This is a genomic window from Paenibacillus xylanexedens (assembly GCF_007676705.1).
Lineage (GTDB): Bacteria > Bacillota > Bacilli > Paenibacillales > Paenibacillaceae > Paenibacillus > Paenibacillus xylanexedens_C.
This window is the reverse complement of sequence record NZ_VEBF01000003.1, coordinates 123,774-148,267: the sequence shown is the minus strand read 5'-3', so window position 1 is coordinate 148,267 and position 24,494 is coordinate 123,774. Positions and strand designations below refer to the sequence as shown.

The following is a 24,494-nucleotide window of genomic DNA, read 5'->3' as shown; positions in this document are numbered from 1 at the left end:
TCTTCACCAGGCTGAACAATAAAAAATTCGATTTATCATTTTAAGGAGGATATACAAATGGGAGCAATGGCATTAATCGCAGCAGCAATTGTTGCAGGACTGGGCGCGTTTGGCGCAGGTATTGGTAACGGTATGGTAATCAGCAAAACGGTGGAAGGTATTGCCCGTCAACCGGAAGCAAAATCCACTCTTCAAACAACAATGTTTATCGGTGTAGGTTTGATCGAGGTATTGCCGATCATCGGTGTGGTACTCGCGTTCATGTTCTACGGTATGGCTTAATTAAATTTTAAAGGTTTGGCGGGGAAGGCCATAGCCATCCGCGCCTTCTTTTTAGGTAATGTCTGCTACCTGCAGATGAATGTTTCAAGGATACCTCCAGGAAGGAGTGAACAGATTGAGTTTCATATGGGAAAATACGCTTCTTGCGATTGTTGCATTCGCAATTTTATATTGGCTGCTTAGCCGTTATGCTTTCGGTCCTTTGTTCTCCATTATGGAAAAACGTCGTGAACTCGTGTTGACGCAGATGAATGAGGCTGCACAGACTAGAGAACAGGCCATCGCCTATGTGGAGGAACAAAAACAAGCTCTTGAGCAAGCACGCCAAGATGCTTACGACATCATTGAACAATCCAAACAAACGGGTGGCAAACAAGCTGAATCGATTTTGGCTGATGCGAAAGCAGAAGCTAATCGTCTGAAAGACGATGCAGTACGCGAAATCGAGAGCGAGAAGAACAAAGCAGTCGCAGCGCTTCGAAGCGAACTGGGTACAGCTTCCGTTCAGATTGCATCCAAGTTGATCAAAAAAGAAGTTGAGAACGGTCCTGCACAAGAAGAACTTGTGAACCAATACCTCAATGAGGTAGGAGGCCGACAATGAGCCGCGATACGATTGTTGCCAAGCGTTATGCGAAAGCATTGTTCGAAGTTGCTCTTCAGCAGCAGCAGGTGCTTGAGGTTGAACAGGAACTGGTTGCAGTAGTTAGTGCATTGACCGGAGATGCTGATATCGAGAAATTCATCGTATCTCCTAACATCTCTGATGAAGCTAAGCAGCAGGTGCTTCACTCAAGTCTTGATGGTAAGGTATCCGAATCAGTCCTTCGTACAGTCTTGTTGTTGATTGAACGCGGACGCGTTGAATTGCTGGAAGACTTGCTGATTGATTATCGGAAGATCCAAGGTGAGTCGCTCGGCATCGCTGATGCGCGTGTCTACTCGACTTATGCATTGAATGATGAAGAAAAAGAAGCGGTAGCCCGTGAGTTCGGTGGCCGTGTGAATAAAAAGATTCGTATCGAGAACATTGTTGATCCGACTCTGCTGGGCGGATTGAAAGTCGCCATTGGCGATACGATCTATGACGGCAGCTTGGCTGGCAAGCTCGAACGTCTTGAGCAGTCTTTTAACAGACGAGTACAGTAGATTGGGGTGAGGACACTTGAGTATCAAACCAGAAGAAATCAGTACATTAATTAAGAGCCAAATCGAACAATACAAGACCGATATCGATGTAGTCGAAGTCGGAACGGTAATCGAGGTTGGTGATGGTATCGCTCGTGTTTACGGACTTGAGAACGTCATGTCCAACGAGTTGGTTGAATTCCCAAGCGGTGTTATGGGACTCGCCATGAACGTAGAAGAAAGCAATGTCGGTGTCGTTATCCTGGGACCTTACTACGATATTCGTGAAGGCGACCAAGTGAAACGTACTGGTCAAATCATGCAAGTGCCTGTAGGCGAAGCATTGATTGGACGCGTTGTGAACCCGCTCGGTATTCCAGTAGATGGCAAAGGGCCAATCGCTACAACGGAATTCCGTCCAGTTGAAGGTAAAGCACCAGGTGTAATGGATCGTAAATCGGTTCATGAGCCAATGCAAACAGGGATCAAAGCCATCGATGCAATGGTTCCAATCGGCCGTGGACAACGTGAGTTGATCATCGGTGACCGTCAAACAGGTAAAACATCCATCGCAATTGATGCGATCCTGAACCAAAAAGGTAGCGGCATGAAGTGTATCTACGTGGCTATTGGTCAGAAACAGTCTACGGTTGCTCAAGTTGTGGAAACTCTTCGTCGTAAAGGCGCAATGGAGTACACAATTGTTGTAACTGCAGCAGCTTCCGATCCATCACCACTCTTGTACATCGCACCGTATTCCGGTTGCTCAATGGGTGAGTACTTCATGTACAAAGGCGAGCATGTTCTGGTTATCTATGATGACTTGACCAAACAAGCCTCTGCATATCGTGAGCTCTCCTTGTTGCTTCGTCGTCCACCGGGCCGTGAGGCTTATCCGGGTGACGTCTTCTACCTGCACTCCCGTTTGCTGGAGCGTGCTGCGAAGCTGAATGATGAACTTGGTGGTGGTTCTTTAACCGCACTTCCGTTTATTGAAACACAAGCTTCCGACGTATCTGCATACATTCCAACGAACGTAATCTCCATCACAGACGGACAAATCTTCCTGGAAGCTGACTTGTTCAATGCTGGACAACGCCCGGCGATCAACGTAGGTATTTCCGTATCCCGTGTCGGTGGTTCTGCTCAGATTAAAGCGATGAAAAAGGTTGCAGGTTCCCTGCGTCTCGACCTCGCTCAATATCGTGAGCTTCAAGCGTTCTCCCAGTTCGGTTCCGATCTGGATAAAGCGACTCAGGCCCGCCTGAATCGTGGTGCACGCATGATGGAAATCCTGAAGCAAGGTGTTAACCAGCCTCTGCCTGTAGAACAACAGGTAGTCAGCTTGTACACTGCAGTTAAAGGATTCCTGGATGAAATTCCAACAGGTGATGTTACTCGTTTTGAGCGTGAGTTCCTCGCGTTCATGGAGAGCAGCCACCCGGAAATTCTTGCATCGATCCGTGATACTAAAGAATTGACTGCAGACAACGAAAACGCGCTGAAAGGCGCAATTGAGAAGTTCAGAAAGAGCTTTGCTGTCTCTGTCTAAATAAATGATTGCAGGTGCGGAGTTGTCTAACCGATTCCGCATGTCTGCATGTAATACTTTGACTCTGTCAAAAAAGATGATGCTTACGATGTAGTTTTGACTTTGTCAAAACTAATGGTGATGCTTACGAAGTAACTTTGACTCCGTCAAAGTAGGGTTGTGCTTACGATGTAGTTTTGACTTTGTCAAAACTTTAAGGTGGTGAAATCATGGCAAAAGGCATGCGCGAAATTAAGCGGCAAATTAAAAGCGTACAAAGCACCAAGCAGATCACCAAAGCAATGGAGATGGTAGCTGCTGCAAAACTGCGTAAAGCGCAGGAAAAAGCGGAAGCAGCCCGTCCTTATTCGGAGAAACTGAAAGAAGTTGTAGCGAGTATTGCATCAAGCACCCAAGGCATACAGCACCCGATGCTGGAGAGCCGTCCGGTCAAAAAGACTGCTTACCTGATCATTACATCGGACCGTGGTCTTGCAGGTGGATACAATGCGAACGTTTTGCGTCAGGTTAATCAGACGCTCAAAGAGCGCCACAACTCCCAGGATGACTACGAATTGTTCGTCATTGGACGTAAAGGACGCGATTACTTCAGACGTCGTGAAATTGCGATGGCATCCACAACAACGGATCTGTCGGATTCGCCTTCATTTGCAGATATCAAATCCATCGCACACGAAGCTGTTCATGGGTTTGAACTGGCTGAATTTGATGAATTGTACATTTGTTATAACCGCTTTGTGAATGCGTTGACCCAGATTCCTACGGTAGAAAAACTTCTTCCGATGGAAACACCTGAGGTAACTGCTGCGGAAGGACCAACGGCAAGCTACGAATACGAGCCGTCTGCTGAGGCTGTACTGGAGGTTTTGCTTCCGCGTTACGCGGAAACGCTGATCTATGGTGCGCTTCTGAACGGTAAGGCAAGTGAGCTGGGCGCGAAAATGACGGCAATGGGTAATGCAACCAAAAATGCATCCAAACTCATTAACGACTTGTCATTGACCTATAACCGTGCCCGTCAAGCGGCGATTACGCAGGAGATTACGGAAATTGTGGCAGGTGCCAACGCAGCACAAGGCTAACCGTTTTTTATTAATGAAGGCTTGCAGAGCAAAGATAAACGAACGGTACATTATTTTTGCAAAAGTAGCAGGCTTGTAGGAGGGGAACGTTAAGATGAACAAAGGACGCGTTGTGAGCATCATGGGTCCGGTTGTTGACGTCGAGTTTGATCGCGGCGGTCTGCCGGAAATCCTCAATGCCATTACGATCACTACAGTAAGTGAGAGCGGCGTTAGTGTAAACCTTACACTCGAAGCTTCGAAACATCTGGGTGACAACCGTGTACGTTGTATTGCGATGTCCTCCACGGATGGACTTGTTCGTGGTATGGAAGCATTAGATACAGGAGCTCCAATCTCTGTACCTGTCGGAGAAGCAACACTGGGTCGTGTATTTAACGTACTCGGCGAAGCAATTGATACTGGCGGTGCCGTAGCTGCTGAGCACAAGAACCCGATTCACCGTTCAGCACCTGCATTTGATGAACTGACTACCCAAGCAGAGATGCTGGAGACAGGAATCAAAGTTATCGACTTGCTCGCTCCTTACGCCAAAGGTGGTAAAATCGGCCTCTTCGGTGGTGCGGGTGTAGGTAAGACGGTAACCATTCAGGAATTGATCAACAACATCGCACAGGAGCACGGCGGTATCTCCGTATTCGCGGGTGTTGGTGAGCGTACACGTGAAGGTAATGACTTGTATCACGAGATGAGTGATTCCGGCGTTATCAACAAAACAGCAATGGTCTTCGGACAAATGAACGAGCCTCCAGGTGCACGTCTTCGTGTAGCCCTCACAGGTCTGACAATGGCGGAATATTTCCGTGATGAAGAAGGCCGTGACGTGTTGCTCTTTATCGATAACATCTTCCGTTTCACCCAAGCGGGTTCAGAAGTATCTGCCTTGCTTGGACGTATGCCTTCCGCGGTAGGTTACCAACCTACGTTGGCAACAGAAATGGGTCAACTGCAAGAGCGTATCACATCAACGAAAAAAGGTTCTGTAACATCCATCCAGGCCATCTACGTGCCTGCGGATGACTACACTGACCCGGCTCCTGCAACGACGTTTGCCCACTTGGATGCAACGACGAACCTGGAGCGTAAAATTTCCGAGATGGGTATCTACCCTGCGGTAGATCCACTGGCTTCCAGCTCCCGGATCTTGTCCCCTGAAGTTGTAGGTGAAGAACACTACAGTGTAGCTCAAGGCGTTAAACGTATCTTGGCACGTTACAATGAATTGCAAGATATCATTGCAATCCTGGGTATGGACGAGTTGAGTGAAGAAGACAGAGCGCTTGTATACCGTGCTCGTAAAATCCAGCGTTTCTTGTCCCAGCCATTCCACGTTGCTGAAGCATTTAACGGTATTCCGGGTAAATACGTTCCGGTTAAAGAAACGGTGCGCAGCTTTAAAGAGATTCTCGAAGGTAAGTATGATGATCTTCCGGAAGCAGCTTTCCTCTTTGTTGGTACAATTGAAGAGGCAGTGGAGAAAGCCAAAACACTGGTTTAGTCTGAATCCAGGATTGTCCTTATGAAGCGGGCTATCCTTCGGATATTTCAGGAGGGATGGAATTGAGCACCTTTTTGTTGGAAATCGTAACACCCGAGCGTTTGGTATATTCAGAACAGGTGAATAGCATTACGGCTCGTGGTATTGAAGGGGAACTGGGCATTCTGCCAGGTCATATTCCTATGGTTACACCTTTGCAGATTGCACCGATCCATATCCATAATGGAAAAGAAAATAAACAAGTTGCTATCGGTGGCGGGTTTATCGAAGTTCGTAAAGATAAGGTAGTTGTACTCGCAGAGAGTGCTGAATTCCCGGAAAATATTGATGTGGATCGTGCGCGTGCGGCAAAAGAGCGGGCAGAACGTCGGCTTGCAAGCCAAAGCAACCAGGACCACTTTGATCACCGACGTGCAGAGATCGCACTGCAAAAAGCGGTTAACCGGATTAATGTATTCGGCAAATAAACGATTCTTGAAGGCCCGGCGGCCTAGTCTGCCGGGCTTTTTTGAGTTTTTTTGATAGAATTGTTTTATCAAAATAGCAAAATTATTTGTTTGAACATCCAGGAGATTCTTCATTATAGAGAAGTTTCTTAAATCCATTATTCACCGTTTATGAGAATTTGAATAGGATGTAGGACTAAAGTAGTGGGCGTATTTACCACTATGAGAACCATTTTTTACATGAAGGATTATAAATTATTTCCGAGGAAATGACAGAATCGATATCGAAATAACGCTCTTTTATGTCGTTTTAGTCACAAAATCCCGGCATTTTAAAATTAAAATATTTTAGAAGTGGAAATCAATGTAATTGACAATGTATGATGAAAGAGCCTATATTCCATAGAGTCAGCAGAAGCAGGAAGCTGCGTAGTAGATTCCATAGTCATGCACAGCCGGATTGTTGCTGCTCGCCCTTTGGGCATCAGGAGATTCCTGCATGGCAGGAGTAAATCTGACAGTACGCTCAGCATGTTATCCTCAATACATTCTATGCTAACAAGTTATGGGTGTTGGGCATATGATATGCTGATCGCTGCAACAAATGTGGAGGTAATGAATATATGGATACTGATCTGACGAATCAGGTGAACCAAGCGCTAAGCACCAATGGCTTGGTCTCAATTATCGTCTCCCTGTTATGTATAGCATTGTCTTGGTGGGCTTTGCAAAACCTCAAACTGGATTTAATCATCAGACAGCCACGAGGTGCTCAGGGAAGACTGTTACATTTGTTGCTCGCTATCATTTTGGGGCACGCCGTTGCTGGCTTTGTCATTGACTACTTGTCTTGGACCCAAATGTTGAAGAATTTGTTTTAATGTTGAGATGGTTGGTTAATCATCTGTTAGGTTCTTCAAGCTGCTCATTGTCGAATAACATCGATTAATTGTGTTAACAATTAGAGTATGAGTTGTCGGCAAAGAAATTAAGAAAAAAATGTGACGTGAAATTGGATGGATTTGAGATGTTTTATGTAAAAATGCTTGTATCGTACAATTCAAAAATGTTATGATGGAAGTTAGGGAATTCACAATTGTTCACTTATTTTGTAGTTATAAACGGGATATCCGGTTGATGCCGGCTAATAACCATCCCACTGTGTCTGTTCTGATGCTCTGCTTGCTTGTAAGACACTAATTTTACATGCTAAATAGCAGAATGCACTGCACATGGTATTATTGATATGGATTATAAAAACCAATTCTTTTCTGAACAGACATCTGCGGCAATATGCCAGAATATGTCGAAATTCCACACACAGCAACAGTCCTTTCTACACATAGTGGGGCTTACGTATTCCGGAATGAAGAAAAGGGAATAAAAGCGCGGAGGGAACCATGATGAGCAAATTTATCGTCCGCGGTGGCAAAAGGTTGACCGGAAGTGTCAAAGTTAGCGGCGCTAAAAATTCTGTTCTTCCGATCATCGCTGCCTCTCTCTTAGGGGAAGAAGGACAAAGCGTTATTATTGACGCGCCTCCTCTAGACGATGTGATGACGATTAACAAGGTGTTGGAATCGCTGGGAGCGGGAGTTACATACCGGGACGAAGTGATTACCGTAAATGCGGAGAAACTTACTTCCTGCGAAGCCCCGTATGAATGGGTAAGTAAAATGCGGGCGTCTTTCCTGGTCATGGGGCCTTTGTTGACCCGAATGGGTCATACAAGAATCTCACTTCCTGGTGGATGTGCCATCGGTACACGGCCTATTGATCAGCATTTGAAAGGTTTTGAAGCCATGGGCGCAGAGATCAGCTTGGGCCAAGGTTATATCGAAGCTCGTAGCCAAGGTCGGTTGCGTGGCGCGAAAATTTATCTGGATGTGGCTTCCGTAGGTGCCACTCAAAATATTATGATGGCTGCAACATTGGCTGAAGGTGTAACTGTTCTGGAGAACGCGGCAAAAGAACCTGAAATTGTGGATCTTGCCAACTTCCTGAATGGAATGGGCGCCATAGTACGTGGTGCTGGTACTGGAGTTATCCGCATTGAAGGTGTGGAGAAACTGACAGGCGTAACACACACGGTTATTCCGGATCGGGTAGAAGCTGGTACGTATATGGCTGCTGCTGCAATCTCTGGTGGTGACGTGTACATTGAAGGTGCAATCTCTGATCACTTGGGCTCCGTTATTGCGAAGCTTGAAGAGATGGGTGTAACGGTCCAACCGGATGAGAATGGCGTGCGTGTAATCGCAGATCGTCCTCTTAAGGCTGTGGATGTGAAAACATTACCATACCCAGGATTCCCGACAGATATGCAATCTCAGATGATGGCACTCTTGCTGGCATCTGAAGGAACAAGTGTCGTGACAGAGACTGTTTTTGAAAACCGATTCATGCATGTGGATGAGTTCCAATTGATGAATGCGGAGATCAAAGTTGAAGGACGTTCGTCCATCATCACAGGTAATGCCAAGCTGAAGGGTGCCAAAGTAACGGCTACCGATTTGCGTGCGGGTGCCGCACTCATTATTGCAGGTCTTGTTGCTGAAGGTACAACGGAAGTGGGCGGTGTTCATCACATCGACCGTGGTTATGTACATCTCGCTGAGAAGCTTAACGGTCTTGGCGCTGACATCTATCGGATCTCGGTTGATGAGCCTAAGCTGGAAGCAACCAAAGCACCTAGTGAAAAAGTGGAGAAAGAAGTACCTATGTTTAAGGTACAACCAACTTTGGCTTAACACTGGATTGAACGAAAAGAATACTGTTCTGTAGTATTGAGGCACACGGTTGTTTGGAAATGCGATGGAACATATGTTGTAAAAGATGAAAAAGCTAAGCCATCCGGCTTGGCTTTTTTTGTGTTTATTTTTAAGAAGACGAACGTGATGTTTGATACCTGATTCTATTAATAGCTGGTCCTAACTTATATATCATAACATCGTATTCTGTATCGATTCTGAACCAAATGAAAGAGCAGACTTTATATAGGGTGTCATATCCAGATAAACACCGGTATTCAGCGACAGATCAACCTTTTTAAGATGTACATGGTAAAAGAAAGCTGGAAAGTTAACGGAACGAAAAGGGACCCGTTTCTCTTAAATCAGGTTCTATCAGATCGAGCTAGCTCATACCCTAAACTATGGATTTGAACAACACGACCGGCACTTAACCGGCCATAGACAACGGAGGGTTATATTCGAATGAAAGAAGCTCGTGTACAGGTAAAGGTACCCCTTGTCCCCCGTCCGGATATGCAAGAGCCGGAGGAGAATATCGTTACTGGAGTGGAAAAAGACAAGCTTGCCCCAGTGAACCTGAGGGCTGTCCCATCACAGCCTGCAAAATGTTCAAGCCCAGAAGGGAAGTCGACAGATAAACTAGACCGACAGGCAGCCGAGCACATCCATATACCTGTTATTGAGTTGGACCAGTTCCGCCGGGTAAAGCGTCGTCGAATGCGGACATTCGGACGAAAACGTCGATGGGGGCGCAACCCTACAAAATGGCAACCGGCTGCGGCTGTATCTGCATTATTGGCGATGGCATTACTGATTCCGGTGATTCTGGTATGGCCGCGGGAGAGCGACTCGGTTAAGTCAACCCCTGTTAGAGCAGATGCCAACATTACACGAACCCCAGCTCCTGCGCCAGCAGTCCCTGTTACCTACCCCGAACCCAAAGTACGCGTATACCTGTCTGCAACAGGGACAACGATGAATCTGCCATTGGAAGACTATGTTACAGGGGTAGTGGCAGCAGAGATGCCGGCGGAATTCAGACTGGAGGCGTTAAAGGCGCAGGCGATCGCAGCGCGCACATTTATCGTACGAAGACTCGCTGCGAGTGATACAAGCGGTGTTCCATCGGGTGCGGCGGATGTGACGGATACGGTCAGTCACCAGGTGTTTATCCCGCCAGATCAGGTGAAATCGGAATGGACTCGTCTGGGGAAGGCGAAGGAATGGGAGAAGCTGCAACAGGCTGTACGCGAAAGTCGAGATGCGGTCATGACATATCAAGGCAAAGCGATCACAGCTTCCTTTTTCTCTACAAGCAATGGATATACGGAGAATGCAGAAGATGTGTGGGGGAACGCTGTGCCATATCTGCAAAGTGTAGACAGTCCATGGGATAAAAGTCTGGCTCCGGGCTTCAAACAGACCGTTACGATGAAACGTAGCGAGATTCTGCAGAAACTGAATCTGGATGCCATTCCGGTTACTGCTCAGAAGGATGGATCGTGGATGGAAGTATTATCTACAACCAAAGGGCATCGAATTAAGGAAATGCAGATCGCAGGTGAAACATTCAACGGTCCTGAGGTTCGCAAGCTGCTTGGGTTAAGGTCCAGCCAGTTCAGTTGGAAGGCCGTGGGAGATGAGGTCCAGATTACAACGTACGGATATGGGCATGGTGTGGGTATGAGCCAATGGGGAGCGAACGGCATGGCGCAGGAGGGACACACCGCCACCCAGATTCTCAAACATTACTATACAGGCATCTCATTCGGACAGGCATCCAAGATGCTGGCATCGAAGTAGGAGAGAGGAATTCGAATGGATACTAACGTACGGGGATGAGCAGTTTAGTTTTGGAACTGATGGGTAACGAATCTGAGAAACCTTATCAGCCCATATCACGACGAATGAAAATTCTAACGAATCTCAGACGCGTGGTATCTCAGTCACATCCTATATCATTTCGGCTTCTCTACGAACCACCCATTCCGGAGCTTTCGAGATTCGGTTATATATGCGGAGAGTGTAGCGTATGGGGAGCGCAGGGGACAGAAAAGACCTGTAGAAACGAAGTGTCCGCCTTTACTACCGGATTTCACCTTTTGAAGAAGGTGATAGAAGAAATCCGGGAGTAACAGCCGGTCGAAAGTTTTTCTGGCCCCGGAGCGGCGCACGTACTAACCACTCATCCCCACATATATAGCACTCTCTGAAACCTCCGTGAAAATAATTAGAGTCGCGCGTGTATAAAAGAGTTGCACCCGGTAACACTTGTTACTGAGGTGATTAAGATGAATGAACAAAACAAAAAAACAATCCAAGAAGAAACTCCTAAAACAACTCAAGGAGTACCGGCTAGCCAGCCCTCTTCATGGAAAAGAGCAATGTCCAAACGCTGGGTCTTCCCGGCAGCCTACATCGCAGCAGCAGGCATTATACTAACCTTAGTGTGGGTCTATCAGGGCACAGGCGACAAAACGCTGAACTCGGACCCTGCTAGCGGGGTAGTAGAAACAGGCGCAACGGCGGGTACAGAAGAAACAGCAGTAGGCGGAGAACAGGAAAGTGTGGAAGTTGTTGCAAAGTCGGAGAATTTTGTATGGCCGGTAGCGGTACCGTCCGAAATTTCAGTAGTAAAACCTTTCTATGACAACGAAGCTTCAACCGAGGAACATGAAGCGGCGATGGTGCAGTACAATGATACATTTATCCCGAACACGGGTGTCGATCTGGCACGTGGGGATAACAAAACGTTTGAGGTAAAAGCAGCGCTTGCCGGTAAAGTTACACGGGTGGAGCAAAATCCGCTCACAGGTCAAGTTGTGGAAATCACTCACAGCGATAACCTGAAGACGGTATACCAAAGCTTGGCAGACGTCAAAGTGAAACAGGACGACGAAGTGAAACAGGGAGATGCAATTGCATCTGCTGGCGTCAATGAATTGGGTAAAACGCTTGGCAACCACCTTCACTTTGAAGTGTACGAAGACGGACAGCCGGTTAACCCGCAAGGATATCTTCCGGAAAAATAAATGATTTTTACCGCAGCAACATGATGGGCAGAGGGTTAAACCTCTGCTCTTTTTGTGCTTTTCAGAAAATAATGGGACCTTCGAAGCTTGTCACACCTCTAAACCGCGAATATATAGGCATGCTCCTCATATAATGTACCAAACTATCCACACAGTAGGGAGGCGGGAGCGTGCACGATTACATCAAGGAACGGACCATCAAAATTGGTCGCTGCATTGTTGAGACGAGGAATACGGTCCGTACCATAGCCAAGGAATTCGGCGTGTCAAAGAGTACTGTGCATAAGGATCTGACGGAGCGTCTGCCGGAAATCAACCCTGATCTTGCTGACCAGGTGAAACACATTTTGGAGTACCACAAGTCGATCCGCCATTTGCGGGGCGGTGAAGCGACCAAAATCAAATACAAAAAAACGAGTGGCAAGAAACGTGAGGTGTTGGCTTCCGCCAAATCGTAAGCCTCTTCTTAAAGACGTAGGCCAAAAAGCTCACACATGCATTGAATCCCTCCCCTGAAGTATGATATGTTAAAAGCTGGTACAGGATCGAATTATGACATCTTATCAGCCCGATTTTTACATATATATGTTGCACTTTGTCGAACGAGCGGTGACGTGATAAGGGACTCTTTTTCACAGGATACGCTGACCAAATAATATCACTTTGGGGGCTCTTTTATGTTTAGCAAGGATATCGGTATTGATCTTGGCACGGCGAACGTGCTTATTCACGTGAAAGGAAGTGGGGTTGTCCTCGATGAACCTTCCGTCGTGACCATTGAAAGAGATACGAAGCGTGTCCTTGCTGTTGGGGAAGAAGCGCGTCGTATGGTGGGGCGTACTCCAGGTAACATTGTTGCCATTAGACCGTTGCGCGACGGCGTTATTGCGGACTTCGAGATTACAGAAGCGATGCTCAGACATTTCATTAATCGTGTAGGTGCAAGAAGCTGGTACAGCCACCCTCGAATTCTGATCTGTGCACCAACGAACATTACTTCCGTGGAGCAGAAGGCCATCCGCGAGGCGGCGGAGCGCAGCGGTGCCAAAGAAGTGTTTCTGGAAGAAGAGCCGAAAGCGGCAGCGATCGGTGCGGGAATGGATATTTTTCAGCCGAGCGGCAATATGGTCGTGGATATCGGCGGCGGAACGACTGACGTTGCAGTCCTTTCTATGGGCGACGTGGTCACCGCCTCTTCTATTAAAGTCGCAGGGGACAAGTTCGACGAAGCCATTATCAAGTTTATCAAAGCCAAGTACAAGCTCATGATCGGCGAACGGACCGCGGAAGATATCAAAATTGCGATTGGTTCCGTGACACCAGGTGGACATCAGTCCGAGATGGATATTCGCGGACGCGATATGGTATCCGGTCTGCCAGTTACCGTAACGGTATCGGGAAAAGAAGTACAGGAAGCACTCTGGGATTCTGTGCAATCCATCATCGTTGCAGCGAAGTCGGTATTGGAACGTACACCGCCGGAATTGTCAGCGGACATTATCGACCGTGGTGTAGTGTTGACTGGTGGAGGCGCATTGCTCAAAGGACTGGACGAGCTTTTGTCCAATGAATTGCATGTACCGGTATGGGTTGCGGAAGATCCAATGCATTGTGTCGTGAAGGGGACAGGCATTATGCTTAATAATTTGGATCAGGTGGTTAAGAAAAAGTTCTAATCTGCCGATATAAATAGCAAAGGTTCGCCATGCTCGGGAAGCAGAACGGACAAGCAGCCAACCTGCGATGCAGGACAAGCGCTTGAGGAGAGGGGTTAATTCATGTTAAGAGGTCTGTACACCGCTACTGCGGGAATGATTACGCAACAACGCCGCCATGACACAGCAACACAGAATATCGTAAATATGAACACCACGGGATACAAACAGGTGAACAGCGTAAGCCGTTCCTTCCCGGAAATGCTCATTACTTTGGTAGGCGGAGATGCCAATCTTCCAACAAAGCGGCTGGGCAAGCTGAACACGGGAGTGTTCGCGGAAGAGAGTTTGTCCATGAATTTGCAGGGGACCATTATGGAGACGGGACAGAAAAATGATTTTTCCATCTCATCCAATATGACGGTCAATGATCCGCAGACTGGACAACCTGTTCCGTTTGACGCTTCAGGCAAATTTGTACGGGCCGATGGCACGGTAACTTACCAACCTCAGGCGTACTTTACAGTTCAGGATGCGGAAGGTAACACGAGATATACACGCGATGGTCACTTTGATATTACAGGAACAGGGCAACTGCTGAGTTCAACAGGTTCACAAGTGTTGGATAATAATGGTCAACCTGTGGTGTTGACAGGTTCTGTAGAGCAATTTAAAGTGGATGAGCAAGGACGTCTTGTGGATGCAGCAACAGGTGTACCGACAGGCGTAACACTTGGGATCAGTGTCATTGACCAACCGAATCAGCTGGTTCGTCAAGGTGATGGCAATTTCAGTCTTAGTGATACAAACGGGGCAACGGCCCGGATGATGGCTGCAGGAGATAATGTGCAGATCCGTCAGGGTTACCTGGAAGGCTCGAATGTGGATGCTTCACAGGCCACAGTTGATATGAACGCCGCATTCCGCGCGTATGAAGCAAACCAGAAGATCGTGCAATTTTACGATCGCAGTTTGGATAAAGCCGTCAATGAAGTCGGGCGTGTATAACGCCGACGTTTAAATATAACCGCGCAGCGGAGAGTCAAACGTCCTTTGCGTAGCAAAGCAGAGAGGCTCACGCGGAGCGCAAACCAAACGCATCCGAGACTATGGGAGGAATGCGCAGCAGTATCTGAGCGTAGCGACGGTCTCGACAGTCCTTTGCGAAGCAAAGCAGGGAAGAGACCACGCGGAGCTACACGCCGTATAAAGAGCGTGCCCGACTATGATTCAGCCATGTGAAGATATGGCGTGAATCATAGTCGGGCAGTCGCGGCGAACACACACCATCGTCACTTAGCAAGATCGTACCCCACTTACCTAATCCGCCTGTTTCGGGAGTCCAGAGGGCAGCGCCATCTGGGGCCCTCCCTACTAGGGAGGGTTTGGGAGGGTGGACAGGACACAAGGGAGGGTAAACCACCGATGAATAATTCCATGATTAGTGCCAAGGTTTCCATGACCGCTATACAGCAGCGTCTGGATGTCATTTCCGATAATATTGCCAACGTGAATACGGCAGGCTATAAGAGCAAGCAAGCGGCCTTCGAGGACGTGCTGACCCGGGTTCAACAACAACCGGATAAGTACAAGCTGGATGGGCGCTCTACACCAATGGGATATAACCTCGGTTTTGGTGCTCGTTTGGCAGATGTGACGAAGGATATGTCTCAAGGTACCTTAAACGAGACTGGTCTTCCCACAGATCTGGCCATTGAGGGAAATGCCATGTTTGCGGTTGAAGCAAATGGGGAGAAAATGTGGACACGTCAGGGTGCATTTCATTTTGTACCGGATACAAGACCGAAGCCTACTCCGAATGCACCAGATATGATGGTCATGGTCAACGGCGAAGGTCACTTTGCCCTGGATCGTCTAGGCAACCGTATTACGGCACCGACTAATAGCAAAGTTGCTTTTGATGAAAATGGCAACCTGTTAATCCGACGCGGTAATGAGGCGAACGCAACCATTGGAGCACAGCTGCAAGTGGTAGACATTGAACGCCCTGAGGGACTGGTACAGTATGCGGATAACCTATTCGGTCTGGATGCGGGATTGACTGAGGATGATGTATTTGGCGCCAACGCGGCTACACGTCAAGCGGTCGCCATGATCCGTCCAGGTTATCTGGAGCAATCCAATGTAGATTTGACACAGGAGATGTCTTTGCTTATGCAAGGACAGCGGACATACCAGCTGGCAGCACGAGCGCTGACTTCGAGTGATTCCATGTTGGGTCTTGCCAACAATATGAGAGCGTAAAAGGTGAATGTGATGACAGAAACACAGCAGCAGAACAGTAAGCCGGAGAAGAAGGAAGTCAAGAAGAAGAAAAGTGGATGGCGCATCGCAAGATGGTTCCTTGTTCCTGTCCTGCTTGTTCTTGCCCTCGCTGGCGGAATGGTAGCTGGATATGTGGTACTGGGCAAACAGGATATCGGTTCCGTATGGCAATGGAGTACATGGGAACATGTATATAATCTGGTGTTCGCTCCATAATGTAACGAGTTCAGCGAAAACTCCTGCGCAGGCAGGAGTTTTCTTTTTGACGTTGAAAACAGTATAATGATGGATGACGTTTCATAGCAAAAGAGGCCTCCCCTGCGAAAGACATTCGTCATCGCGAAGAGAGACCCCTTATCTTAACCTTCACTACTGCAGTCATGAAGGATATAACTAGTGTTAACCGAAAAAATGCTTTTCATACAACATTAAAATTAAAAACCTTTTATATGAGCTTCGACTTGATGATAATCAGGTTTTTCACGTCCGCACTAAAGTCAGTGGAGGGAACGGAATCGTTTGAAAGAAGCGAAGCGCTCGCCTTTGTTTCCGAATGTTATCCATCTGAAAATAGTTCAGAAACATTAGGAAACAACAGCGATCGAAAGAACGATCCGTAACCGCAACGGCCACCTGTGCGCACATGAAAACTTTATGATGAAGAATGCTCATATAAACATCCCGAGAGGAGATAACACTGTGCTCGATATCAAACAGATTCAAGAAATCATCCCGCACCGCCCCCCGTTTTTGCTGGTGGACAAGATTCTAGAGATTGAGGATGGCAAACGTGCCGTTGGTCTGAAAAACGTAACGATCAACGAACCATTCTTCATTGGTCATTTCCCAGAGTATCCGGTAATGCCTGGCGTGCTGATTACAGAAGCGCTGGCTCAGGTTGGCGCAGTAGCTATTCTGAATATGGAAGGCAATAAAGGCAAAATCGGCTTTTTGGCGGGACTGGACAACTTCCGATTCCGTGGACAAGTTGTGCCCGGCGATACGTTGATATTGGAAGTGGAGATTACGCGTCTGAAGGGTTCTATTGGTAAAGGTAAAGCAACAGCCCGAGTGGACGACAAAGTGGTCGCTGAAGGCGAGATCATGTTTGCACTGTCTGACCCAAGCTGATTACATACGTGAGCATTTACATCATGCAGGAACGTAGTCGGGCCGAATGATGCAAGATGCTGAAGTATCTCAGCACACCTGAATTTATATAGACGGAAGGGGTTTATCGGAATGGAACAGTTAAGCACAACAGCAGCAGAGACGTTGCAGCAATGGTTGGAGGATGCTTCGATTGATGAAGCAACGAAACAGGAGCTTCGTGACTTGCAGGATCAGCCGAAAGAGCTGGAGGAACGTTTTTACAGAAACCTGGAGTTCGGTACAGGGGGATTGCGTGGAGTTATTGGTGCCGGAAGCAATCGGATGAACCGTTACACTGTAGGTCGGGCAACGCAAGGGTTCGCGCGTTATCTGCTTGAGGAACATGGTGACAAAGAAGGCAAACCTTCTGTAGTCATTGCCCATGATTCCCGTCATTTCTCGCCTGAATTCACATTGGATGCTGCGCTTGTATTGGCTGGAAACGGCATTGTAGCCAAGCTGTTCCCATCCCTTCGTTCGACTCCGGAATTGTCATTCGCAGTGCGTCATCAGAAGGCCACTGGCGGAATCGTCGTAACAGCGAGCCATAACCCACCGGAATATAACGGATATAAAGTGTACAACCATGAGGGTGGTCAATTGGTACCGGATGAAGCGGAAAAAGTCATTCAGTACATCCAGGAAGTACCTTCTCTTGCTGACGTGAAGAAGCTGACGCAAGAAGAAGCAGAGGCTCAAGGCCTTCTGATCTGGTTGGGTGAAGAGCAAGACCAAGCGTTCGTGGACACCGTAGGAAGCCGTAGCCTGAGTCGTGAACTGATCCAATCCGGCATAGGTCGTGATTTCAAAATCGTATACACACCGCTGCACGGAACAGGCAACATCCCTGTACGTCGCGTGCTGGAGCAGATCGGATTCGAGCAAGTACACATTGTGGCTGAACAAGAACAGCCGGATGCTGAGTTCTCTACCGTGAAATCGCCTAACCCGGAAGAACGCGAAGCGTTTACGCTCGCAATGAAGCTGGGAGAATCCGTGGGCGCTGACATTCTGATCGGAACTGATCCGGATGCAGACCGTATGGGTGCTGTTGTGAAAGACAACGATGGCAAATATTTCGTCTTGTCCGGTAACCAGTCTGGTGCCATTATGGTACATTACCTGTTGAGCCGCCTGCAAGAGACGGGTACACTGCCAAGCAACGGCGCGGTTGTCAAAACGATCGTAACAAGTGAGATGGGTGCTGTCATTGCTGAACAATACGGTGCAGAAGTGATGAACACCCTGACAGGCTTCAAATATATCGGTGAAAAAATGAACCAGTTCGAAGCAACAGGCAGTCATACATTCTTATTCGGATATGAAGAGAGTTATGGCTACCTTTCAGGCAATTATGCCCGTGATAAGGATGCTGTCCTTGCCTCGATGCTGATTGCTGAAGCAGCTGCGTACTATAAGAGCCAAGGCAAGACACTCTATGATGTTTTGCAAGAGCTGTACAACCAATTCGGATATTTCCTGGAGAAGCTGGAGTCCCGTACGCTGAAAGGCAAAGACGGCGTAGCTCAGATTCAGGCAAAAATGACGGACTGGCGTTCCAATCCACCACAAGAAGTAGCGGGAACTGCTGTACAAGATGTATTGGATTATTCTCTTGGTCTGGACGGTCTTCCGAAGGAGAACGTACTGAAGTTCATTTTGGCAGACGGTTCATGGTTCTGCTTGCGTCCTTCAGGAACAGAACCGAAGATCAAAGTATACTTCGCCGTACGTGGCGAAAACCTGGAAGATGCGGAAAGTCGGATCGAGCGTCTGGTAACTACAGTGATGTCGCGTGTAGACGCACAATAATAGGATTGAAGCAACAAGTAAGGACATGAGAAGGCCTCTCCGCACCGTAAGGTTGGTTGGCGGAGGGGTTTTTCTTTGAAATAATATTATAGATGGATCTATATATATTGAACTAAACGTTTACAAATCGGGGGATAACAGCGATCGAAAGGTTGTTCTGTCATCGAAGTGGCAAGTGAAATATTGCTTTGGTTCAATCTATATGGCATATAAGAGGGCTTGTTGACACAAGCTGTTTGTATCCTATTATTGTATGAATGTTAAATGAACGAATTACTTGAGCTGAACGTGCATTTGGTTCCAACACTTGAGGAGGTACATGTAGTGCGTCAAAAATGGCTTTATTGGAATAACGCTTCTCGGAAGTGGTTGTGGCTCGTCGTTATTATCGGTCTGGTTGCGTCCATCCCTGTAATCAGTGATCGGGTGCAGACAGAATCTTCTGCCAAAAAGGTGGAGCTTGTCTTCAACTATCGGGGTCTGCTGGATATCTCCGCCTATCAGGCACATCCACAAGATTTCATGAATGAACAATTGACTCGTCTAAAAGACGCAGGCGTAACAACGATGGCTGTGTTCGAAAGTACATTGGACGAGCTGAGAAAGACACGTCGACTAATGGTATATAACGGCCAGGATCTCGCGAACCTGACCAAAGATGTGATTCCTTCTAACGCAAATTACACGTATGTGTTATTTACATCAGAGGAAAACGCACAGACGTATACCCCTATTATTGAACAGACGTTCGCTGATCGGCAGATCCCAGTAGTCCCATGGGAATATGAAGGTCGTAGCGGCTTAATATTGCAGACTCCTCCGGAGAATGCCAACATGCAGCCTTTGCAGCCCGATCCGGTTGCCGTGAAGATGCTGCGTGATAAAGGTTTCTACATTTTGCCGCGGATTTCAGACAGTGTGCCTTACAGCCAAGAATCGATGGAGCGCTTGCTTACTTTCTTCGAGGAGAATGGTGTGAAGCGCATCTTGTTTGATGGTGATGCTGTGAAAGGGTACAATGATAATGAAGAGATGAAAAGTCTCGACCAGTTCGCACAGTTGCTGAACAAGCACGATATTGGTCTTGCAGCCATTGAGAACTTGAAGAAACCACAGTCTGGATTCCAGACCCTTGCGTATAAAACGGATTACAACGTTACGCGTCTGTACTCGCTTAGTGACGGCGATGCCAACTTGGACGTCGATGTCATAGCTGACCGTTTTGTTCTGGCAACCAAGGATCGTAACATTCGAATGCTCTATATGAATGCTTCCCCTAGCCGGAATACAGCCAAGGCCATGATTACAGATCCAATTGAGAATCTGATCAACAGCCTGGGTGAACCGGGGCATGCGGTAGAACGCATGGCGAAGCGTGGATTTGAACTTGGACAAGCTGAAGCATTCACAGTTAAGGATTCTTCGATTCAGCGTTATGCGAAGCTGGTTGCTCTCGTTGGTGCGATTGCCATGATTGCACTTATGGTTTCTTATTTTATCCCACTACTGACATTGATCGCATTTGTAGTTGCTCTGGTTGGCAGTGCCGGATTGTTCCTTTTGAAACCAACGCTGCTGGAGCAAGGGATTGCCTTGCTTGTGGCCATAGCTGCGCCGACCATAGCGATGGTGCTGGCTGTTCGTACAGTGAACTATCAGCAACAGCGTCAACCCGACGCATCTGCGGGTCGTCGTTTGAAGCAAACGTTGGTGTTATATGTAAGAACATCAATTCTGTCGTTCCTGGCGGTACCTTTTGTCATCGCGCTGCTTAACAGCATTACGTACAGTCTGGTGATTAACCAGTTCCGCGGCGTAAGTCTGTTGCACTTTGCACCTATGGCACTGGTAGCGATCTACATTGTGTTTTATCGTGGTTCGGGATCGTTCTCGATTAAACAAATTAAAGAAATGCTTCGTATGCCAATTAATGTGTTAATGGTTGTTTTGGCGCTTGTTGCTGCCGTTGTTGGATACTATTACTTGAGCCGTACAGGCAACTCGGGTTCAGTAACACCATTTGAGATGTTCCTGCGTACCACGCTGGAAGATACGTTCGGTGTACGTCCGAGATTCAAAGAATTTATGCTGGGACACCCGCTGTTTATCGTTGGCGTGTTCGCCGCTTTAAAATATCGTAAAGTCGTCTTTGTGCTCATTATTGCAGCGATTGGACAGTTGTCCATGGTGGATACGTTCGCGCATATTCATACGCCGGCTGTATTGTCACTCATTCGTGGAGTGATGGGATTGGGACTTGGCTTAATCTTCGGTATCATTGCTGTGGGTGTGTGGCAAGTAGCGGAAGGATGTTGGAAAAAATGGTCACCACTTCTCAAAAGTTAGTCATCTCGGGGTATTACGGATTCCGCAACAGCGGAGACGAAGCGGTGCTGAAGTCGATTTTGACAGCGCTGGAAGAGGAAAGTCAACGGTCAAACGTCACTATTGAACCGATTGTACTCTCGGGTGATCCCGAGTGGACAACCTCCATGTACGGTGTGCGCTCTGTGCATCGTATGAAACTGAAGGAAGTCCGTGAAGCTCTCAAGGAGAGTGACGGATTAATCAGTGGTGGAGGAAGTCTATTGCAGGATGCAACTGGACTGAAATCCATTCCTTATTATCTGGGTGTGATCAAGCTGGCCCAATGGTTGAAAAAACCAACGTTTATCTATGCACAGGGTATTGGCCCTGTGAATCGCAAAATTTTCAATCCAATGATCAAATCGGTCTTCAAGGCCTGCACCTATGTATCCGTTCGGGATGAACAATCTGCAGACTACCTGCGCGGGCTCGGGTTACAGTGGAATCAGATCCATGTCGTACCCGACCCAGTAATGGGCTTGCCATTACCTGAAGCAAAAGTGGAGAGTGGGGCAGGTGCTGTTTCAGCAGATGCTGCAACTCAAGCTAATCGAGTGGAACCTACATCTGGAGGACATACCAAGCTTCCTGTGATCGGCATATCGGTACGATTCTGGGAGTCAGACCGCAAGGAGCTTACGGCTATTGCTGCAGGATTGAAAAAGTTGTGCTCCAAAAGAGCCGTGCACTTGCGTTTTCTACCATTTCATTTGCCGAATGATGAACAGGCATCACGATTCCTTATGGAAATGCTCGGTGATGTGACCAGCAAAGGCAGCGAGATTAGCATCACACCGGATCTAACAGACCCTCAGCTTATGCTGGAGGAAGTCAGCAAGTGTGATCTCGTGATCGGTATGCGTCTGCACAGTCTGATCTATGCGGCATCGCAGTATGTTCCACCGGTAGGTATCTCGTATGATCCGAAAATTGATCAATTCCTGCTTCGTCTGGATAGTGAACCAGCAGGCAATACAGATACACTCGATGGAGATAAGCTCGCCAAGACTGTCGTTGGACTGCTGGATCAACGTTCACAGTGGTTGAAGGAACATGAAGAAGGCATCACCCAACTGAAGCAGGAAGCCAGAGTGCCTGCACAGCAGATTATTACCTATTTAGGCCGCAAAGGATGAGATAAAGATGAGTCAGAGTCAGACCGGATCAATACCTACCGTTTCGATCTACGGCATTCCTTTTTCCAAACTGACGATGAAAGAAACGGTAAAGGTTCTCCAGGAAGCTGTGCTGTCCAAGCAGACACCATATCAGGTCATTACAGCTAACCCCATTATGGTTATGGCCGCATTGGAAAATCCCGCAATCATGGAAGTCATGCAAGCTGCGGAATTGATTGTTCCTGATGGAACAGGTGTCGTATGGGCTGCAAACTATTGTGGAGATCCTGTAGCTGAGCGAGTGCCGGGTTTTGAGCTTTTACATGAATTGCTGCGTGTTGGAGAAAACTATCGATGGGGCGTATATCTGCTGGGTTCCACCCCTGAGGTGATTCAAGAAACGGCAGTTCGGTTACAACAGCAATATCCGGCGATTCGAATTGTGGGCTATCGCGACGGTTATTTTGGTCCGGCTGAGGATGAACAGGTCATCGCTTCCATTCGGGAAGCCGCACCGGATCTGTTGTTTGTAGCACGTGGGGCCGACAACCAAGAACCGTGGATTCATAAGCACAAAGATGCGTTGCAGGTTCCCGTAACCATGGGCGTTGGCGGCAGCTTTGATGTGATTTCGGGCAAAACCAAACGTGCACCTATACTGTTCCAAAAGTTAAGACTGGAGTGGTTCTATCGCTTGTTGCGTGAACCAAGCCGGGCTGGCCGGATGCTTGCGCTTCCGAAATTCGCTGTTAAGGTGATGCGGGACAAAGAAAACGTGACGAAAGTCCGTTAAAAACAGGTAATTGCGAGATAAATGCGTGTTTTTGCTAGAAATTGAGGATGGCTTTTCGGGTGTGATCAGCGTATAATTCATTCCGGATTACATGTGTGCCACTCCATGAAAACAGAAGCGTTACACTTGCACTACGATTGCAAGGCAACCTGTCGATCGCCGTTATCCCCAGATTTCCTTTTATCCTTTTCCAAAGGATGAAATCCGGTGATAAATGCGAACGTTACACTTCTCTAGGTTTTCCTTGCACTCTCCGTTATCGTGTAACAAAAATTTTTCATCAAAAGTGACTAACAAAACATTTTTTATATATAAAAAGAGATCAGGGGATTTATAATTTCGTACAGGTATTATAATTGGGGGTCGAATGTTCAAATGGTAGCGATCTTTATCATTGGATTTATCGTGTCAATGGGACTGGCTCTTGCCCTGACACCGCTTGTTAAAAAGTTCGCAGTCCGCATTGGCGCGATGGATACGCCGAATGCACGTAAAGTACACACACGGATCATGCCGCGTCTTGGCGGTCTGGGGATATTCCTGGCCTTTATTATTACAGTTGCTGCATTGCTTCCGTTTGTATCGGCATGGTTCACGACTCGGGATATGAGTTTTGTTAGTGCGTTCTTGATCGGTGGATCGATTATTGTACTGATCGGAGCACTTGATGATCGGTTTGAACTGTCTGCCAAAGTGAAGCTGCTTGGTCAGATCGTAGCTGCTTCTGTCGTTGTATTCGGATTTAATATCCGGGTAGATTTCGTCAACATTCCGTTTCAGGATTCCTATTCTTCACTCGAAGCTTGGGTAGCCATTCCACTAACGATCTTCTGGATTGTTGGTGTAACGAATGCGATTAACCTTATTGACGGCCTGGATGGTCTGGCTGCGGGTGTATCTGGTATCGCAATTGGTACCATTGCCGTAATGTCCTTCCTGATGGGGAACATGATGATCGCTTTGATGTGCCTTGTGTTGTTGGGTAGCATCATTGGATTCCTGTTTTTCAACTTCCACCCAGCCAAGATCTTCATGGGGGATACCGGATCGCTATTCCTTGGTTTCTCTCTGGCGATGCTGTCCATGCTGGGATTCAAACAAATTGCTATCGTGTCCTTTATTACACCGCTGATCATTATCGGTGTGCCGCTCTCGGATACCTTCTTCGCGATTATCCGTCGTGCGGTACAGCGGAAACCGATTTTCGCACCGGATAAAGGTCACCTGCATCACTGCTTGCGTGAACTTGGATTCAGTCACCGTCAGACGGTCCTGATCATTTATGGAATTGCCGCTTTCTTCGGAGTTCTGGCCATTATCCAATCTTCCGCTGCGATGTTCGAAGCGAACTGGGTAACGTTCGTGGTCATCTGTATCATGATGTTCTTCCTCCAAGTGGGAGCAGAAGTCATCGGACTTGTTAGCAAAACGAGAAGACCGGTCATCAACTTCCTAATGCGCATGCGCGTCAAGCTGAATCCGGAGACCCGTTCGAAATCATAAATAGATAAATGTAATGGTTACAGCTATTCTTGAAT

Annotated in this window: 22 protein-coding genes; all 22 read left to right on the top strand. The window is 47.5% G+C overall.

The annotated features are described in order from the left end of the window. Positions 1-57: 57 nt before the first annotated feature. The 22 genes from atpE to FS628_RS18510 all read left to right on the top strand — a co-directional run bounded on the left by atpE (position 58) and on the right by FS628_RS18510 (position 24,459). On the top strand, positions 58-282 hold the full coding sequence (gene atpE, locus FS628_RS18615; protein ID WP_017691934.1) for a F0F1 ATP synthase subunit C: 225 nt from the start codon (positions 58-60) through the stop codon (positions 280-282). Positions 283-397: 115 nt separating this feature from the next. Next, positions 398-886, top strand: coding sequence for a F0F1 ATP synthase subunit B (atpF, locus tag FS628_RS18610; protein WP_145324424.1), 489 nt, complete (start codon positions 398-400; stop codon positions 884-886). Continuing rightward, entirely contained in the window at positions 883-1,431 is a 549-nt protein-coding gene (locus tag FS628_RS18605) for a F0F1 ATP synthase subunit delta (protein WP_145324422.1), read from the top strand. The genes atpF and FS628_RS18605 overlap by 4 nt, the downstream gene beginning before the upstream one ends. Positions 1,432-1,447: 16 nt before the next feature. Next, positions 1,448-2,962 carry a F0F1 ATP synthase subunit alpha gene (gene atpA, locus FS628_RS18600; protein WP_047840700.1) on the top strand — a complete coding sequence of 505 codons (1,515 nt, stop codon included), beginning with the start codon at positions 1,448-1,450 and terminating at the stop codon, positions 2,960-2,962. Between the two features lie 209 nt (positions 2,963-3,171). Next, complete coding sequence (gene atpG / locus FS628_RS18595; RefSeq protein ID WP_036612560.1) at positions 3,172-4,044, top strand: ATP synthase F1 subunit gamma; 873 nt, start codon at positions 3,172-3,174, stop codon at positions 4,042-4,044. 94 nt (positions 4,045-4,138) lie between these two features. Next, a complete protein-coding gene (gene atpD / locus FS628_RS18590; RefSeq protein ID WP_047840699.1) occupies positions 4,139-5,542 on the top strand; it encodes a F0F1 ATP synthase subunit beta in 1,404 nt (467 codons plus the stop codon). Between the two features lie 62 nt (positions 5,543-5,604). Then, on the top strand, positions 5,605-6,009 hold the full coding sequence (locus FS628_RS18585; RefSeq protein ID WP_145324420.1) for a F0F1 ATP synthase subunit epsilon: 405 nt from the start codon (positions 5,605-5,607) through the stop codon (positions 6,007-6,009). Positions 6,010-6,611: 602 nt separating this feature from the next. After that, the gene (locus tag FS628_RS18580) at positions 6,612-6,869 is read left to right on the top strand and encodes a DUF1146 family protein (RefSeq protein ID WP_076332551.1); all 258 of its coding nucleotides are present in this window, start codon (positions 6,612-6,614) and stop codon (positions 6,867-6,869) included. Positions 6,870-7,391: 522 nt separating this feature from the next. Next, positions 7,392-8,738, top strand: coding sequence for a UDP-N-acetylglucosamine 1-carboxyvinyltransferase (murA, locus tag FS628_RS18575; RefSeq protein WP_186327875.1), 1,347 nt, complete (start codon positions 7,392-7,394; stop codon positions 8,736-8,738). A gap of 465 nt (positions 8,739-9,203) precedes the next feature. Next, positions 9,204-10,544, top strand: a complete 1,341-nt coding sequence (spoIID, locus tag FS628_RS18570; protein WP_145324416.1) for a stage II sporulation protein D — start codon at positions 9,204-9,206, stop codon at positions 10,542-10,544. 488 nt (positions 10,545-11,032) lie between these two features. Continuing rightward, on the top strand, positions 11,033-11,773 hold the full coding sequence (locus FS628_RS18565; RefSeq protein ID WP_145324414.1) for a M23 family metallopeptidase: 741 nt from the start codon (positions 11,033-11,035) through the stop codon (positions 11,771-11,773). Positions 11,774-11,943: 170 nt separating this feature from the next. Next, positions 11,944-12,231 (top strand): sporulation transcriptional regulator SpoIIID, encoded by a 288-nt coding sequence (gene spoIIID, locus FS628_RS18560; protein WP_024632710.1) that lies wholly within the window; start codon positions 11,944-11,946, stop codon positions 12,229-12,231. 219 nt (positions 12,232-12,450) lie between these two features. Continuing rightward, positions 12,451-13,449, top strand: coding sequence for a rod shape-determining protein (locus FS628_RS18555; protein WP_145324412.1), 999 nt, complete (start codon positions 12,451-12,453; stop codon positions 13,447-13,449). Between the two features lie 102 nt (positions 13,450-13,551). Continuing rightward, on the top strand, positions 13,552-14,436 hold the full coding sequence (locus tag FS628_RS18550) for a flagellar hook-basal body protein (protein ID WP_145324410.1): 885 nt from the start codon (positions 13,552-13,554) through the stop codon (positions 14,434-14,436). A gap of 417 nt (positions 14,437-14,853) precedes the next feature. After that, on the top strand, positions 14,854-15,693 hold the full coding sequence (locus FS628_RS18545) for a flagellar hook-basal body protein (protein WP_145324408.1): 840 nt from the start codon (positions 14,854-14,856) through the stop codon (positions 15,691-15,693). A gap of 12 nt (positions 15,694-15,705) precedes the next feature. Continuing rightward, a complete protein-coding gene (locus FS628_RS18540; protein WP_017691949.1) occupies positions 15,706-15,930 on the top strand; it encodes a DNA-directed RNA polymerase subunit beta in 225 nt (74 codons plus the stop codon). A gap of 483 nt (positions 15,931-16,413) precedes the next feature. Continuing rightward, positions 16,414-16,845, top strand: a complete 432-nt coding sequence (fabZ, locus tag FS628_RS18535) for a 3-hydroxyacyl-ACP dehydratase FabZ (RefSeq protein WP_145324406.1) — start codon at positions 16,414-16,416, stop codon at positions 16,843-16,845. Between the two features lie 111 nt (positions 16,846-16,956). Then, a complete protein-coding gene (locus FS628_RS18530) occupies positions 16,957-18,678 on the top strand; it encodes a phospho-sugar mutase (RefSeq protein WP_145324404.1) in 1,722 nt (573 codons plus the stop codon). A gap of 324 nt (positions 18,679-19,002) precedes the next feature. Next, positions 19,003-21,024 (top strand): DUF5693 family protein, encoded by a 2,022-nt coding sequence (locus tag FS628_RS18525; protein WP_145324402.1) that lies wholly within the window; start codon positions 19,003-19,005, stop codon positions 21,022-21,024. Continuing rightward, positions 21,000-22,181 (top strand): polysaccharide pyruvyl transferase CsaB, encoded by a 1,182-nt coding sequence (csaB, locus tag FS628_RS18520; RefSeq protein ID WP_145324400.1) that lies wholly within the window; start codon positions 21,000-21,002, stop codon positions 22,179-22,181. The genes FS628_RS18525 and csaB overlap by 25 nt, the downstream gene beginning before the upstream one ends. Positions 22,182-22,188: 7 nt before the next feature. After that, positions 22,189-22,956 carry a WecB/TagA/CpsF family glycosyltransferase gene (locus FS628_RS18515; RefSeq protein WP_145324398.1) on the top strand — a complete coding sequence of 256 codons (768 nt, stop codon included), beginning with the start codon at positions 22,189-22,191 and terminating at the stop codon, positions 22,954-22,956. Positions 22,957-23,331: 375 nt separating this feature from the next. After that, entirely contained in the window at positions 23,332-24,459 is a 1,128-nt protein-coding gene (locus FS628_RS18510; RefSeq protein ID WP_145324396.1) for a glycosyltransferase family 4 protein, read from the top strand. Positions 24,460-24,494 lie beyond the last annotated feature (35 nt).